The organism is Sinanaerobacter chloroacetimidivorans (assembly GCF_018128545.1).
Classification (GTDB): Bacteria; Bacillota; Clostridia; order Peptostreptococcales; family Anaerovoracaceae; genus Sinanaerobacter; species Sinanaerobacter chloroacetimidivorans.
On sequence record NZ_JAGSND010000017.1, the window covers coordinates 20,839 to 37,243 of the forward strand.

Genomic DNA, 16,405 nt, shown 5'->3' on the forward strand with positions numbered 1-16,405 from the left:
CGTGAAAGTAATTGTTATTGGCGGAGTAGCAGCCGGCATGTCGGCTGCGTCCAAACTGAAAAGACTGGATGCAGCAGCAGAAGTTGTAGTGTATGAAAAAGGAGGCTACCTGTCCTATGGGGCCTGCGGGCTTCCCTATTATATTTCTAATGTAAATGATGATTATAGAAGAATGATAATCAGGAGCAGAGAGCAATTTGAGGAATCTGGGATCATTTGCAGGCTTCACCATGAGGTTCTGGAAGTGAACACCAAAGAAAAATACGTCCTGGTCAGGAATTTGGAGGATGGGAATACATTTCGGGATCACTATGATCGGCTGATGATCTCGACAGGAGCTCATCCGGTGGTTCCCGGTGTGAATGGAATTGATCTTGAGGGTGTCTACACGCTTCACTCCATGGAAGACGGGCAGGTGCTGAAAGAGCGTCTCATGGCGGAGTGCACCAGGGACGTAGTGATTGTGGGGGCAGGCTATATTGGTATGGAAATGGCCGAGGCGATGGCGGAACTGAATAAAAACGTCACGGTGATCGAGTTGGCAGACCATGTGCTTGCATCATTTGACTCAGAAATTTCTGAAATCGTGGAAAGGGTTCTTGTTAAGAACGGGGTCAGTCTGAGACTGCAGGAGAAGCTGCTTGAGATAAAGGGAGACGTACGCGTTTCCGAAATTACAACGTCAAAGAGCACTTATCGGGCGGATGCTGTCATTCTGGCGCTGGGCATCAGGCCGAGCACGGAGTTTCTCAGGGAAAGCGGCATTACGCTGGCGAAAAACGGAGCTGTGATCATCGACAGAGAAATGAAAACAAACAAAGAAGACATTTACGCAGCGGGAGATTGTGCCGAGGTATATCATTTTGTTAAGAAAAAGAACTCGTATATCCCCTTGGGAACCACCGCCAATAAATGCGGAAGAATCGCCGGAGAAAATCTTGCGGGAAATCACGCACAATACATCGGAGCTCTTGGTTCGGCTGCTATAAAAGTATTTGATCATGAGGCGGCGAGAACCGGCTTGTCCGAGGCGGAAGCAAAAGAACTCGGCTTGGATTATAATATTGCTTTTGTGGAAGCGATGGATCGGCCACCCTATTATCCCGACCCGTCTCCGATCTGGATCAAACTCATTTATGAAAAGGAGACGAAAAAAATTCTTGGTGCACAGGCGGCAGGCAAGAAGGGCGTCGTTCTGAGAATTGATATTTTTGCAGCTTCGATTCAAGTGGAGACTCCGACCCATGTGCTCGGAATGGCTGATTTATGCTATGCTCCACCATACTCAGGCGTATGGGATGCGATTCATATCGCATGCAATGCTGCAAAATAGCTCCGGGAAAAGACTTAGCAAAGTCTTAATGCAAAAAATATCTTGAAATTCATTATAATGAAAGGCGATTCTTACGATTGAGTCAATCGGAAAGAAATCGCCTCTTTTATTGAGAAAACAGATTAGTGATAGAATCGGAAAAGCAGGTGGTCGCAGCTGCTTTGTTGGCAAAACGGACAGCGTAGCGAACGAAGAGAGCGTAGGTAGGTCCACTAAAAAAATAACCTTACCAATTACCTTCTTCCTGTTTTTTTGTTATCCTTGCCAATGAAAATTATACTCTATGTATACAGCAGCGTGTAATATCTTGCACGGGGATTCGTATGCAAAAAACCGTCGACAGCTCGCAAGTTTGACGGGTTTAGTGCATGGATCAAAAGGTGACGGTCACCGACACGGTGACGGCTGCGCTTGCGGTACTCGTTGTCGCCGCAGCTCCTGCAGTCAAGGCGACGGCTGCCACTGAAAGCTGCGGGATATACGGTGCGACGTAGACAGAGGTGTCCTTGGCCTTGTCCTCGTTGTCGTTGTAATGACAAAGGCGCACGAGGGCAGCCATGTCTCGCATGACCCCTTCGGTAAAGATCGCATTGTCGTTGCTTCTGCGCACGGTGCGTAGGCGGGCGGCTTCTCGCCGGACCTGTTGAATGTGCGCACTGTTGGCCTTCTTTAACGCCTGTTTTTCCCGCATTTTGGCAATTGACTCTTGGTCGAGTTGGCGTATCTTGCGCCTGCCGCGGATCAACAGGTTGCGACAGGATGCAATCGCGGCTCTCGCCTGCACACGCTCACTGCCGTCCCCTTGATTTGCGGCTGCACGGATGGTACCGATCTTGCGCTGCGCTTGCCCCATCGCCGCGCTGACCTGCCCTTTTGTACTTGCATTGGCAAGTCTTGCGTAGACGCTAAGTACCGAATAGACGGACTTCGTGCCGGTGCGTAATTTCTTTTCCGACGTCTGCGACAATGTCTTTTGTTGCTGTGAGTTCTTCTTCATCTCGTCGAGCATCGACCGTAGCCCTTTGTCGCCCGCGAGGGAGTCTTCCTTGCTTTCCTGTGTGTCCGTCTGCCAAAAACGCACGCCTTTTTTATCGACATATGCACCGGCTCCGAGGGATTTGTCGGTATTCTCCGATAAAGCGGCGAGAATATTTTTCAATTGTGCAGTGCATTTCTCGTATTCCTCTTGGCTACTGCCCATGCGGTCGATGAAGTCGCGCGTCAGGATCAAATGAAGCCCGCTGCCAAGTCCTGCTGCCGTACGGGAGAGGGAGTTCTTGTCCAAGGCGGAGGACATTACGATGCTGACATTGGCAAAGCTCTTTTGCAATTCGAGGATGGAATCCTTGACTGCAGATGCACGAGCAGCCTTTTGATCTTGATAGGTAAAAATTGCAGCATCTTGGTTGGCACTTTCCGCCGTTTGCTGCTCGGATTGCGTGCTCGTCTGCTTCGCGGACGTCATATTGTTCAAAACGGTCGCTGCGCCGGGACGCGCTTGCGTGTTCACGTACATGGCGAACCTCCCTTCAATCGTAATTCTACATAATATATCGGCCGTTGCCGCGGAAAATAAACCCCTTTTTTCGCGGTTGACAATTGATTGTTTGTGCAAAAAGGACTTGTGCTACAGAGGCTTTTTCACGTCTACCTAAGATTTTTTTATCTCACCAAAGGTCCTGTATTTTCTTGTGAAATTTATGCCGAGCACCTCTCCGGGAAATTGAAGGGCGTCAGACCTAATAGGGTGGGTTCAAAAATTGTCCTTGCAACTTCTCGCCTTTACGGAGTTATTTGTTTTATTTTAAATAAGGAGATGCCTACTTTAAAAAAGTTGCTAAATGAAGTATAATGTATTCGATCCAGATGTCCCTGAATGGATCAAAATATTGACTCAAGGGTGTAATTCATGGATGATCAATTTACTATCAGAAACGACATTGCGACCCTGCCGATACACAACGTGGTGGCTTCGCACGATGACGTTTTCACCAAGCTAATAGAGGCCTTGCCATATCCGGTTCAGGTTTTTTCACCGGATGGCACCTTGATTATGGTAAATCCAGCCTTTGTAAAAGAGGTTCATATTGCCGATCCTTCCGGCTTGATAGGCCGTTACAATATTTTGCAGGAACCAACTGCGGAGGAATATGGCGCACTGCAGAATATCAAAGATGCCTTTGCCGGCATACCATCTTATGCAGTCGATTTTATGGTGCCGGTTCATGAAATTAAAAAGCGTTTTCATATCCCGGCTGAAGAGGCGGGAGCATATTACATGGATGTTTCTACGATACCGCTTTTAGATAAAAATGAGAATGTCATATGTGTTGTAAACATATTCAACACAAGGAGAAAACCGATCGAGCGATCAGAAATCGAAAGGGCAAAGGACTATATTGAGGTTCATTGGGTAAGTGAGTTTCATGTGAAAGATGTAGCGGAAGCGGTTTTTCTAAGCTCTTCGTATTTCTCACGAATGTTTAAGCGGCATACCGGAAAAACGCCCCATGAGTATTACATGAATATTAAGATAGAGAGAATGAAAGAAAAGCTGCTTGACAGAAACCTTTCTGTTGAAGAGGCATTCGCTGCCTGCGGCATACGCTATCATAGTCATTATGTTAGCTGGTTTAAAAAGGAAACAGGTTTTTCTCCGAAAGAATACCGTAAACGAGCATTTAAAAATACGACAGAAAGGCTTTGATATCTGCTAAAGAATCAAGCCTTTTTTATTATTCCACCATTTCCACTTTTATATTTTGACAGTATCGCGCCCTATTAAAGCATTATTACGCATTATTACCCCGAAAAATCGGGATTATAATGAAAGAACTAAGTAATGAAAATAATATGGGGGAGTTTAATATGAAGAAAAAAAGAATAATAAAACTTTTGTCTTGTATCATGATGATTACTTTTCTAATGGGATCTGCACCGCTATACTCCTGGGGACTGACGCTTGATCCCAATTTGCCGGTATTGACGCTGCCTCCGGCTGCGCCGTCTGCCCTTACTGCTAAACTGGATTCAAACGCGGCGGTAAAGCTGTCATGGAGCGATAATAGTTTTAACGAATCTGGATTTGTGCTGCAGAGGAGAGTCTTGGGGGCAACTACTTATGTTGATATTATATCTCTGCAGGCTGGCACAACTACCTACACGGATCAACTGAGTAATGATTTTTCCGCGTTTGGGAAAGTGTTTTACCGTGTTCAGGCAATCAACTCTAAGGGGAGCGCCTACAGCAATGAAGTATCTTTAGATATGTCACAACCCAAAGGTCCGACGGGATTAGCTGTGACCTATGACAATAAAGCAGTCCATCTTATCTGGAACAGCACCTCTCCTGATCTAACCGATTACTTTAAAATTCTCCGGAAAGTTGACGGAGGTAATTACGAGACCCTCGGAACGACAAAAGAAAAACATTATACCGATATGACCGTCAGTCCGGGGATCTACTACTACATGGTTGAAGCGGTAGGATATTTCGGTGGGGGCATGTCCGAGGCACAGGGAGTGGCAGTTCCTAAAGAAGCGGTAACGCCTCCGACTACGACAACTACTACTGACCCCAAAGCAGGTGGGAATTTGAATTTTAGCTCTGCCAGTGACTGGGCTGAGTCAGAGATTCAAGAGGCCTATGCTCTTGGACTAACCACAGAGACCATATTGAATCAATTTAATCGCAACATCACGCGTGAAGAATTCTGCGAAATTGCAGTCAAATTATACGAAGCATTGAGCGGAAAAGAGGCGCTTCCCGCCATTGAGAATCCCTTCACAGATACTACCAATACAATGGCTTTGAAAGCCTTCGAGTTGGGGATTATCAAGGGAACCTCCGACACCACGTTCTCACCAAACAGCCCTATTACCCGCCAGGAAATCTGTGTCATGATTTATCGAACATTAAAAGCAGACAACTCAAGTCTAAACATGGATACCAGCGGTGTAAGTGCATTTTCTGATGAATCATCAATCGCTTCATGGGCAATTGATGCAGTAAAATATGCAAATAAAAATTCTATCATGAAAGGCACGGGCAATAATAACATCAATCCTCTCGGCAATACCACCAGAGAACAGGCCATAGTTCTAATAAAGCGAACCTTTGAGAACTTCGACTGACGAATCTCATAGCGGTCAAAATGAATCACCGCGTTATACTTTTCTTAAAAAGGCCAAGGGAGGATTTTTATGACAATCTTACTAAAATGCAAAAATATTTTCGAAGTTATTCTTGCATCCTTGAAATTCATATATTATAATGGCCACATCAACTGAACTCACATCAATCATGGGTTAATTATTTTTGACAACACTTCTTTGATTTATTTCGAGAGCGCTGTCTCTAATTTTGAAATCCAAAATAAAGTAAAGGAGATTAGCGTTATGGCTGACAAAACAATTACATGTAAAGATTGCGGAGCGGAATTTGTTTTTACTGAAAGCGAACAGGCTTTCTATAAAGAAAAAGGATTTGATAACGAACCGCAAAGGTGTCTCGAATGCAGAAGAGCAAAAAAACAACAGCAAAGAAATAACAGAGGCAATGGAAATAGATACTAATAATAATGTTTGTTTCAAGCAGTAAAAGTGGATTTTTGATCCACTTTTATAATTTATGTGAAAGAGTATTTAGGGGGTGCATAATATTAGCAATAATAAAAATGAATTGCAAATTAACAACGAAATAAATGATAAAGAAATCAGACTTATTGGTGCGGATGGAACTATGCTAGGAATTGTATCGACTTCAGAAGCATTGGAAATGGCATTTCAAAAGAATTTGGATTTAGTGAAAATATCTCCTAATGCAGTGCCGCCCGTATGTAAAATCGTTGATTACAATAAAGCCATGTATGAAAAAGCCAAAAAAGAGAAGGAAGCAAAAAAAAGCCAAAAGCTTGTGACACTTAAGGAGGTAAGATTATCCGCCAAAATAGAAGAGCATGATTTAGATTTTAAGGTAAAAAATGCTTACAAATTCTTATCGGAAGGTAATAAAGTAAAAGCAAGTATTCGGTTTAAAGGAAGGCAACAAAAATATACGGATGATGGCTATGAAGTGCTTTCAAAATTTGCTGAGTCACTTAAGGAAGTCGGTGCCATTGATAAAGCTCCTTTGCTCGAAGGAAGAGTCATGAGCATTATTTTAAGCCCCCAAAAACCATGAGACTTATTAGCTGAATTAATATACAAATACTTGAATCTCATGATTATCTTGAGAAAAAATTGTGGGATTCATTTTAATAAAAAAGGAAAGTTTGCGTTTTTCTTTATACTATGGTATAATAAGAGCATTGCAAAAGGAAGTAACTATTGGCACGAGCCATTTAATAAATAATTAAAATATTGTTGACTCTTGTAATTTTTATTGCAGGAGTTTTTTATTATTTATACACTTGGAAACCCAAGGAGGTAAAATGAGAACCGCACTTAATCTATTAAATAAAATCGTGGAATTAGGATATGATCAACAAAAAGCGCTGATACAAATAGATAAGATACTAGATAAAAAACTGGGTATAGAAGGCCGTAAACCGCTATCCGATGAAGAACTGTCTGACATGATCTATGATGATATACTGGTTTTTTTCAAGAAAAAGCAGGAAAAAACAAGATGAGTTGATGTAAGCATTTTAGGACTGAAAGGAAATATGTTAAAACGTATTATCATTATACATAGGAGTAATTTTGTTGTATAATTTTTTTTAATGGTGTTTATACCGGATAATCGCTCTAAAGTCATCCGGTTTTGATAAGGAGAAAAATGTTTTTTGAAAAATTGAATCTCATCATGCCTATTCGAGAGGCATTAAAAGCGGAAGGATACACAAAACCAACCGACATTCAACAGCAGGCCATTCCGCCCCTCCTGGAAGGCAGGGATCTGATCGGATGTGCGCAGACAGGAACCGGAAAGACCGCGGCCTTTGCAATTCCTATTTTGCAGAAGCTGGCTTTGGAAAAAAGAGAACCAAGATCGCCAAGAATGATCAAAGCGCTTATATTGACGCCGACGCGTGAATTGGCCGTCCAAATCGGGGAAAGCTTTTCAACATACGGTAAAAATCTTGGGCTTAAAAACTTTGTGATTTATGGCGGTGTTGGTCAAAAGCCGCAGACGGATGCCCTCAAGACGGGGATCGACATACTGGTAGCAACTCCAGGCAGATTAATCGATCTTGTAAATCAAAAGTTTGTCAATCTTCATCGTGTGCAGTTTTTCGTACTGGATGAAGCAGACCGGATGCTGGACATGGGAATGGTAAATGACGTGAAAAAAATCCTTACCCATTTACCGCAAATAAGACAAAATATGTTGTTTTCGGCAACAATGCCGGTGGAAATCACAAAACTTGTGGATTCCCTTTTGTCGGATCCGGTAAGGGTGGCCGTAACGCCAATCTCTTCTACCGTGGATATTATTGATCAAGCCGTCTATTTCGTGGAGAAAAAGGATAAAAAACTGCTTCTGATCCATCTTTTAAATGATAAATCCATTGAGTCAGCGTTGGTGTTTTCACGTACAAAGCATGGTGCGGATATGATTGTCAAAAACCTGGTAAAAGCAGGAGTACAGGCACAGGCAATCCATGGAAACAAATCTCAGGGAGCCAGGCAGCAGGCCTTGAATAATTTTAAGGAAAGAAAAACCAGGGTTCTTGTCGCAACGGATATTGCGGCAAGAGGAATTGACATTAATGAGTTGTCCCATGTGATCAACTATGACTTGCCGAATATCCCTGAAACCTATGTCCACCGGATCGGAAGGACCGGAAGAGCTGGACTGGAAGGCGTGGCGCTTTCCTTTTGCAATTCAGAGGAAAAGCCTTTGCTGAAAGACATTGAAAAGCTCATAAATAAAAAGATCTCGATCATTGAAGATCATCCATACCCGCTGGCAATATCCGAACCTGGGGCGGAAGAACCAACGCCGAAGAAAACAAATAGAAGACGACATAGATCAAGAAGGAGCTCTCGTTAAAAGGAGCTTCTTGTTTTTGGTATGGGCTGTTTAGTACTACTTTCTCGTAATTATCGTTGATGCTGCGTAGCGGCTCAAGTTCCCGTTCTCGTGTGCGTTCACCGCTCATGGTTTCGGTGACCTGATAATAAATCTTCTCTTCGGGGCTGATGGCTATAAAGTCAACTTCCTTTTCTCCGGCCTTGCCGATGGACAAAAAACTGTAGAATAAATCAATAAAAAAACGTAAGATGAATTTACCAGGATTGAGGTATTTAACCACTCTAACAAATCATATTATATTAATTGAAGTATTTAATCTTCCAATAACAGTACTGGGTCCGGAGGCTTACCATACGGGAGAAAGAAAAATGTTAAGCAAAGAAGAATATCAGATACCCGATATAAAGTATATGTTTGAAAAAAGTGCTGAAAAATATGGAGAAAGACCGGCGTTTTGGGTGAAAAAAGACAAGGCGGAAGCTTATTTCGCTATCACCTACAATGAGGCATACGACGATGTACGCGGACTTGGAACTTCGCTTATTTCGCGCGGCATGAAGGACAAGAGAATTGCAATTGTGGGCAAGAACTCCTATGAATGGGCTGTTTCTTACCTAGCGGCGATATGCGGAACCGGGGTGGCCGTTCCGCTTGACAAAGAATTTTGTACCAACCAACTGAAACACTTTCTGATTGCCACTGGATGCAGCTGTGCCATTTTTTCGGAAGAATTAGAGGAGACCTTTCGGCAGATCAGAAACGACGGAGTCACCGGGCTAGAAATGCTCGTAAATATGGATAAGGAAAAGAGCGAATGGGATATTTTTTCTCTGCGAGAATTAATTGACGAGGGCAAGCAGATGGCGACTTCCGGCAATCATGATTTTACTAGTACGCGAATAATACCCGATGAACTCTGCGCGATCATGTTTACCGCAGGAACTACAGGCGTTTCCAAAGGGGTTTATCTGTCACATGGAAACCTGGCAGCAGAGATAACGCTGGTGTCCGCGGTGATCAATATTGCTGAAAGCGATATGTTCTTTACGAAACTTCCGTTGCATTGCGCGCGCGAATGCATATGCGGCATCCTGTTACCCCTTTATAATGGAGCGTCAATAACGTATTGTGAGGGGCTTAACTACAATTTTGAAATTTCAGCAATGCGAGGGTACAGCCTTACCGAAAGCGCGTCCATAGTGATGCTCAACCTTGATAACGAATCGGCAGGCCGCCTGCTTCCTGAGATGAAAGCGAAAATAGCCTGTCCAGAACCCGAAACAGGTATCGGTGAACTCTGTCTGGCCGGAGAAAATATCATGATGGGATATTGTGATAATCCCGAAGCAACTGCTGAAGCCCTGAAAGAAGGCTGGTTGTATACGGGTGATCTGGGAAGGATAGATGAAAAAGGATCTATCTATATAGCGGGCAGAAAAGAGAATGTTATCATTGCAGAAAACGGGAAGAATGTGTATCCGGAAGAATTAGAAAACTGTTTAATCAGCATAACGTATGTTCTGGAGAGCATGGTGTGGAGCAAGGATTCAGATGACGGCAGAGCTCCCGTTATAGCCGCCACGATTCTGGCAAATAAGGAAAAAGTCACTGAAAGGCTCGGAGCCGGTTATTCTGAGCAGGAGATGGAAAAACTGCTTTGGGACGAAATTAGCAAGATCAATGATACGCTGCCTTTCTTTAAGCGAATAAAAAAGATGGTGCTGAGGAAAGAAGCGTTTCAGAAGAATTCATCTCAAAAAATAATAAGATGGTATCCTTCCAATAGGGAATAATAGATTTCTGTACTAATGCAAAAAACGGGTTACAAACACTTGCAAAAAAACGAGTTACAAATGCTTTCGCGAGTAACCCGTTTTTTATTTAAAATATTACGCTGTTCCTTGTCTGCAGTTTGGTAAATATTCGTTCGGGTGAGTGCTAGACTACTGTGCTGTAAAGTTCGTAATTTTGCACTCTCGGACCTGTGTATTACCCTTTGTGTCAACATAGACCTTGTAGCCTTCGACATCGTATGTGCCTGCCGCGTTGTTGTCAATGGAGAACTTCTTGGCAAGGCCTCTGTTGAAGACAGCGTTACCTTCTTTGAAGAAGGTTTCCGTAACAGTGACTGTCAGGCTATTCTTGTTGTTACTCAGCTTCTCTATAACCGCGGACGGGGCTGCCGTTTCGGTGCCGTAGACGAAGAAAGTACCGTTAATGAACGCAAACTTGCCCACTGCCTCGTTTCCTGCGTAATCAGTTGCTACGATCATGTATCTGCTTTCGACGGATGCCAAAGCGAAGGTTCCATCGGCCTGTTCGGCCTCGAGAACATATTTTTTAGCAGCAATGTCCCACTTATAGAGCGCATACGCAGCCATACCGCTATCAGCGTCTGAAGCGCTGACTACAACATCAGAGCTACCAAATTCGATGCTGTTTATTACAGGATCGATCTGGTCATCAAGTATCCCGGCCGCTCCGGCGAAGATAGCAGTCGCAAGCATTGGGTAATACTTCTGGTAATGCGGCCTGAAGAACATGTTGGAGCCGAAGGTCACAGACTGAACCGGCTTGCCGGCTATTCCGCCGCCTTTCAGTATCGTGCTGAACATTGTTGTGCGGTTCTGGAAGATGTCCTTGGAGCCGCCGGTAGCTTGGAAACCGCCTATAAACGCACCGCCGTCCTTTGACTTGAACAGGATCTTCGAGCCTTCGGGTATGTTGCCTGTGAAGTAATTTCCACGGGCGTAAATCGTATCAGTACTAGCGTAGTTTGCTGTAAAGAGGCTGTCGTCCACGTTGTAGTCGCCGTAAAGTGCTACGTCACCAAATGAACCTGTGGTTGGGGAGGATGTTCCTGTGCCGAAGTTAGCATTTGTCAAGCTTGCCGCGCTTTGTACCATTACGAGCCCCAGTTTGTTATTCTTGATAGCGGTCAAAAGGTTTCCGCTGGCCGCGGCGTTATTCATGAGAACAACGTTGGCGCCGGGCCTGACTGCGGAGGCGGAATTGCCGTTATAGTCCGTTCCGTCCGCGTTCTTCATGGAACCAAATCCCATGTAATCATCAAGAGCCCAGTAAATAGCGCCGCCGACAGTCGCCGCGTTTCTCGTGCTGTTTAGGCTGATCACCGGTTCTACAAGCTTAACTGCCTCTTTCGGCAGAGCGCTTATGTATTTTCCCTCGAGGTGGCAGCCTTTCAGCCCTAAATCCGGATTATCCACCAAAGCGTAGATTTTGTCCAGGTTCTTAGCTTCGATGATATAGTCGGACATCGTTCCTACACCTTCAGCGCTCTTGCGGAGCATCCATACGTCCTCCTTGCTGTTGATAAAGGACGGGCCGCTGGATCTGCCGGAAAGCAGAAGGTTTACAAACCTTACAGAGTCTACGCTGTTACTCTTGAATACTACATATTCATCCGGTGCTCCTGCGATATTGGCTTTCTTTTCAACAGAGTCGACAGACACAGTTTTGCCGTCAAACAAATCTGGTGACCATACTTCCACACAATCGAAGCCCCTTGTGTCAGGGAAGTTGCAGTAAATGTCAGCGTACATGCTGGCGAAATTCGTGGCGTCATATCCTTTGCTCATAATTTCGGCAATGAAATTTCTTCTGCCCTGCTTCATATCGTAGAGATACGTGCCCGCTGGGTACGTCACACCGTTATATGTGACGGGTTCCGTGGTTTTGCTCACCTTCGCGCCGTAACGCATAGTAAAATCAAGCGTCCTGTATGCTTCGGCCACGTTAAACTGAGTTTCGGGCGTACCGGGAATTACAAGATAATCCGGGAAGAAAGGAAGCTTTCCACCATTGCCGTCGTCCTTCCTTGCTCTGCCGACGTATTTCCCAACGCCGCTCACGACATCAATGAAATATTTGTCCGCGGCTTGCGAGTCGATATTCTCAACACCGCGCAGTTTGAACTCGAGCTTGTTCAAAATCGTGCTCTTGCGCAAACTTGTGTATTTGTTGTCAACCGCATGGCTGTCTTTGCCGTCAATGCTTCTGTTGAGCACATTGCCGTCGTAATACGCGGTATCACCTTCCAGCAGTGCGTTCAGCATTGCGTAGTTAATGGCATTCCCTGCTTCGAAGGCATCCGAATTGGAATGAGGTAGCTCGATGGTCCAGCCCATGCATCCGAAAAGCATTGCGAACATAGGCCCGTAAATGTTGCCGCCGTCATCCCAGCCGTTCGCCATGGAATCCCAAGGCAGGTGGAATCTGTTATAACCGGTGCTGGCGGTAAGCGCCTTGCCCCCGGAATAAGCGAGCTGTATCATATTGTTAAGGGTTAGATCCGGTTCATAGTTCTGGCTGTGAGGCGGTGTACAAGGCTCAATCAGCATCTGGCTGACATAGCCGTGCCATTCAAGCATGACAATCGGATCCCATTTGGCGATATCTTGCGTGAGCGCTATCGTCTCAGGCTGTGTCGCATAAACAGCGTCGCGGTTAAGGTCCATGCCGTACCGATTTACCCTTCGCATGGCCGCTTTTCCGTCGGGGTTGCTGCACAGCGTGTTAACCATGATGAACTTGTCCAGTATCTCACCGGTGTCGATAGACATTTCAGTTCTGGATGTGTCGCTGCTGAACTGACCGGCATTAACAACGTGATTAAAAGCAGTATAGCCTGTATTGGTGTTGCTTGAAGGACGGTAGTTCCAAGTTATTTGACCATCGTCGAAGGTCTTGTAAGAGAGGGTTTTTCCTTCATTACCGCCGTCAATCAACGCATTGATCAAATGGATCATGCTGTCCGTTCCGGATACTTCGTCGGAATGAACGTTGTTCTGGTAGAATGGTGTAACAAAATCGATGTCTTCAGGATCAGCATTTATGTACTTATCGATCAGAGCCTGCGGATTGTCGTTCATCTGATCTTTCAATCCGCCCGGCTTGAGGTAGTCGTCAACGGTCTTGCCGTCTTTCGCGACAACCACGTTCCAGATCGGGTTAAACTGGGAGTAATTATTGTAGTTCGCGTTGGTTCCGCTGTAGTTGTCCGTGAGGCCGTAGCCCAGTATGCTTACTTCCACGTATACGCCGTCGCCACTTTCAAATTTGCCGTCGGCGTTTTTCACTACAGTACCTGCGGCCAATACTCCAAGCGGTTTTGCATCGACATCTGCTCTTTCACCGGTAATCGCTTCAATGAGGTCCTGGCAGAACTCATTAATTTCTATCCAGGAGTGGTACTCGTCGTACGGACCGATATGCAAGCTGGCCGCGGCAAGCGTCTGCCCGTCCGCTACAGCTTCAAGGGCATAGGTTCCGGGGCCTTCATAAGTTGGGCCAAATTGGAAAAACGCTCGATTGTCAGCGGTTTGGCCGCTGCCAAAGTCACCCTGAGTGCCGCCGTTATACCCGTTATAAGGAATGTTGCTGGTCGCATTGGCGTTGCTGCTCCCATAGGGCGAGTTGACTCTGATGCTGGCGGAAACCTTGTAGCCGTCAGCAACTGCAACGATCTGTTTATTTAACAGGAGCATAATTGGTGTTGTTCCACGTAAGTTGCTGCCGTTGCCCCAACGGTTGAGAGCAAAACCACCGTATGTAAAGTTCACAGTGTCCAGAAATGCCTGTGGATCTGTAATGCCTTCCGCAGGAACTGTAAACTCTACATGAAAGATACGGGGATCTTTCAGATTGATTTCTCTTCTTGTGGTGTAGTACTTGTCCGGGTCTTCGCCGCTTTCTGAAACGCCCCTGTAAACTTCAGGCCTGTACAGGATCTGCACGGGTCCGCCGTTAATAACTTCAACTGACTTGATATAGAGCCGGTTGTTTTCCAGCGCTAATGCAAGTGCTTCGGGCGTCACTACTTCCAACGCTTCGGGCGTTACGAAATCCAGCGCCTCGGGCGTTACCAAATTAAGTGCCTCGGGTGTTACTAAATCCAGCGCTTCGGTCGTCACCGCATCCGGCCCCGCGGGCGGTTCTACTTCCAGCGCCCCGGGCGTTACTTCGTTCAAATCTGCATTATTTTCAAGGAGGATTGCTGCGTTATAAGCGGGAGAATCATCTACAGCATATGTATTTATGCCTAACGAAAATACTAAGCTGAGCACAATTAACACACTTAAAAATTTTTTTATTTTTTTAAGCTGCATAATTATTAACCTCCTAATAATATTTACCTCATTTATTCTGGAGTCGCGGTTCTCTGTTTTCAGCCCCATTTATTCTGGAGTTGTGGCTCTCTGTTTTCAGCCTCGCTGCTGACGCTCAGCGTGGCCAAGCGGCTCTTTTATCTGGAACGAGCGGCCCGGTTTCCACCACATCCTTTCCTGTAAACTTTAAATCTTCAAATTCGGTCTGTTTAGGTTTACCGCAACTTTTTCAACTTCAGTACCTTTGTATTCAAACAGCCTTATTAAAAAAATCATAATACAACGGGTAAAAAAATAAAGTACCAGCACCCGGTTTTTTTGCGTGTGCCAGTACTAGGGCCGACTGAGAACCCATTGGAAGCTGAGGGTCGACTGAGAACCTAGTGGAGGCTGAGGGCCGCCCATGTGCTGGAAGCCGGAGGTAATCTATATATCAAGGGAAGGAAAAAAACTCTTATACAATTGAAATCAAGTGCTTTAGAAATTCTATTGATTCAGCCTCAGGCAGGGTGTGATTTTGAATAAGCTCGTTTTTTATAAAATCGTCAAAGATACGAAGTATGGGAGCCGAATCAAGGACTCCTTCATAATAGTCATTGCGATACCCTGAGCACGTATCTGAAACCCACAGCAGCCTGTCCTCAAAATAAGTGAATTCTATATTGCCAATAGCATAATCATTTTTTAGAAGCAGTATTTTAAAATAGCTGTTATTCTCTAATTGTTCAATAATAAACTCTAAAATTATTTTAATTTCTTTTTTTGTAAATGGCCTTAAATAACAAAAATGATCAGACATTAGTCCGCTTGTTACAAAATCCAGCAACCCTCGCTTCGTAACCAGATTTACCTTAGACGCTTTCGTATGATACATAGCATAGAATCGCTCATTAAAGATTTCCAGCATTTTTCGGATCTGGGGGTCATCCTTACTCCTGCCGAAATAATTCATTTCTATCACCATATCATTAAGAATGGAAAATGGGATCATTGTAGTACTAACACTGTGCTTAACGATATACTTCGCGGAACTCTTTTCCAGCGGCAAACATGCATCACAAATACTAATGACCCTGTCTATAGGATTGCTTTGACTGGGTGTTCTTTTCATACTTTTGGCTTTTATCTTCATTTTTTCAAAATGATATGAATGAAAAGAATATAAAGTATGATCCGGTAAATCCGCAATAAAAGAAAATCGATTGTCTGCATCCAAAGTGATTAGATCCGTAAAGTGAGCTGTCCCTAAGGTTTCCTTATCTACTACTACAGAGTTAGGAATAATGCTAAGTTGATTTTCGGGCACATCCCCGTCGGAAATACTATATACTTGATAGTTTTCAAAATTAAACAGACTAAAAAATACGGTAAATGCAGCCGCATTATGACTGGGATTATCCCCGACGTACAAAATTTGTGATACGGAAATAAAGCCTGGTGGAGAGTTTTTCATCAAGTGAATCAGCTCATTGGTAAATTCAAGGGAAATCATATTGAATATTAGAAACCTTATTTTAGAAAAGCTTTGATAAGAAGCAAATAGCTCACGTAATAAAATATTCTTTCCATGAACCGGGTTCCGTACAGTCAGGTTCTCTGAATTTATTCTACAGCTGGGGCTGTCAAATAATTGGGAAAGAATCTTTCTGGCGTGAAATGCATCCTTTCCTATTTTTGTTACTTCAATGGCTTGACCTAACTGCTGCAATTCATAGGGAGATAAATCTAAAGACGTTATTTTTAACAGTCTCTCTTTGAACGCCTGGATGGCGCAGATACTAACTTCGTTTTTTAGAATTCTCTGTATGGAATTTCTGCTCTTTATGCCTGTTAATTCAGTTAACTTTGTAACAGAAATATTTTTGTCTTTCATGATATTCCTTAGAAATTCTCCGAAAGTCATTAGATCATCACTCAAAACGACACCGCCTTAATCTGAGATAATAATAAAATATTGCACTATTT

At 44.2% G+C, this 16,405-nt stretch carries 11 protein-coding genes; 8 read left to right on the forward strand and 3 right to left on the reverse strand.

Annotated elements, in window-relative coordinates; genetic code table 11:
* The first annotated feature begins 1 nt into the window (after window position 1).
* Window positions 2-1,333, forward strand: a complete 1,332-nt coding sequence (locus tag KCX82_RS18360) for a CoA-disulfide reductase (RefSeq protein WP_227019948.1) — start codon at window positions 2-4, stop codon at window positions 1,331-1,333.
* Window positions 1,334-1,706: 373 nt separating this feature from the next.
* Here the strand turns inward: KCX82_RS18360 and KCX82_RS18365 are convergent, their stop codons facing one another.
* Entirely contained in the window at window positions 1,707-2,849 is a 1,143-nt protein-coding gene (locus KCX82_RS18365; RefSeq protein WP_227019949.1) for a hypothetical protein, read from the reverse strand.
* A gap of 393 nt (window positions 2,850-3,242) precedes the next feature.
* On the opposite strand from KCX82_RS18365, the gene KCX82_RS18370 reads away from it, so the two are divergent.
* The 7 genes from KCX82_RS18370 to KCX82_RS18400 all read left to right on the forward strand — a co-directional run bounded on the left by KCX82_RS18370 (window position 3,243) and on the right by KCX82_RS18400 (window position 10,105).
* Window positions 3,243-4,040: a helix-turn-helix domain-containing protein gene (locus KCX82_RS18370; protein ID WP_227019950.1), complete on the forward strand. Its 798-nt coding sequence runs from the start codon at window positions 3,243-3,245 to the stop codon at window positions 4,038-4,040.
* 161 nt (window positions 4,041-4,201) lie between these two features.
* A complete protein-coding gene (locus tag KCX82_RS18375; RefSeq protein WP_227019951.1) occupies window positions 4,202-5,467 on the forward strand; it encodes an S-layer homology domain-containing protein in 1,266 nt (421 codons plus the stop codon).
* A 264-nt stretch (window positions 5,468-5,731) separates the two neighbouring features.
* Complete coding sequence (locus KCX82_RS18380) at window positions 5,732-5,908, forward strand: zinc-ribbon domain-containing protein (RefSeq protein WP_227019952.1); 177 nt, start codon at window positions 5,732-5,734, stop codon at window positions 5,906-5,908.
* 76 nt (window positions 5,909-5,984) lie between these two features.
* Window positions 5,985-6,515, forward strand: a complete 531-nt coding sequence (gene infC, locus KCX82_RS18385; protein ID WP_227019953.1) for a translation initiation factor IF-3 — start codon at window positions 5,985-5,987, stop codon at window positions 6,513-6,515.
* A 250-nt stretch (window positions 6,516-6,765) separates the two neighbouring features.
* Window positions 6,766-6,966, forward strand: a complete 201-nt coding sequence (locus tag KCX82_RS18390) for a hypothetical protein (RefSeq protein ID WP_227019954.1) — start codon at window positions 6,766-6,768, stop codon at window positions 6,964-6,966.
* Between the two features lie 146 nt (window positions 6,967-7,112).
* Complete coding sequence (locus KCX82_RS18395) at window positions 7,113-8,330, forward strand: DEAD/DEAH box helicase (protein ID WP_227019955.1); 1,218 nt, start codon at window positions 7,113-7,115, stop codon at window positions 8,328-8,330.
* Between the two features lie 350 nt (window positions 8,331-8,680).
* A complete protein-coding gene (locus KCX82_RS18400; protein WP_227019956.1) occupies window positions 8,681-10,105 on the forward strand; it encodes an AMP-binding protein in 1,425 nt (474 codons plus the stop codon).
* Between the two features lie 150 nt (window positions 10,106-10,255).
* Here the strand turns inward: KCX82_RS18400 and KCX82_RS18405 are convergent, their stop codons facing one another.
* Both KCX82_RS18405 and KCX82_RS18410 read right to left on the reverse strand, forming a co-directional pair.
* Entirely contained in the window at window positions 10,256-14,440 is a 4,185-nt protein-coding gene (locus KCX82_RS18405; RefSeq protein WP_227019957.1) for a M14 family metallopeptidase, read from the reverse strand.
* Window positions 14,441-14,894: 454 nt separating this feature from the next.
* Window positions 14,895-16,313 carry a helix-turn-helix domain-containing protein gene (locus KCX82_RS18410; protein ID WP_227019958.1) on the reverse strand — a complete coding sequence of 473 codons (1,419 nt, stop codon included), beginning with the start codon at window positions 16,311-16,313 and terminating at the stop codon, window positions 14,895-14,897.
* Window positions 16,314-16,405 lie beyond the last annotated feature (92 nt).

Coding starts and splice junctions, on each gene's coding strand:
- KCX82_RS18370 (WP_227019950.1), top strand. CDS start 3,243: ATGGATGATCAATTTACTATCAGAAACGACATTGCGACCCTGCCGATA.
- KCX82_RS18410 (WP_227019958.1), bottom strand. CDS start 16,313: ATGAAAGACAAAAATATTTCTGTTACAAAGTTAACTGAATTAACAGGC.
- KCX82_RS18390 (WP_227019954.1), top strand. CDS start 6,766: ATGAGAACCGCACTTAATCTATTAAATAAAATCGTGGAATTAGGATAT.
- KCX82_RS18405 (WP_227019957.1), bottom strand. CDS start 14,440: ATGCAGCTTAAAAAAATAAAAAAATTTTTAAGTGTGTTAATTGTGCTC.
- KCX82_RS18395 (WP_227019955.1), top strand. CDS start 7,113: ATGTTTTTTGAAAAATTGAATCTCATCATGCCTATTCGAGAGGCATTA.
- KCX82_RS18380 (WP_227019952.1), top strand. CDS start 5,732: ATGGCTGACAAAACAATTACATGTAAAGATTGCGGAGCGGAATTTGTT.
- KCX82_RS18365 (WP_227019949.1), bottom strand. CDS start 2,849: ATGTACGTGAACACGCAAGCGCGTCCCGGCGCAGCGACCGTTTTGAAC.
- KCX82_RS18375 (WP_227019951.1), top strand. CDS start 4,202: ATGAAGAAAAAAAGAATAATAAAACTTTTGTCTTGTATCATGATGATT.
- KCX82_RS18400 (WP_227019956.1), top strand. CDS start 8,681: ATGTTAAGCAAAGAAGAATATCAGATACCCGATATAAAGTATATGTTT.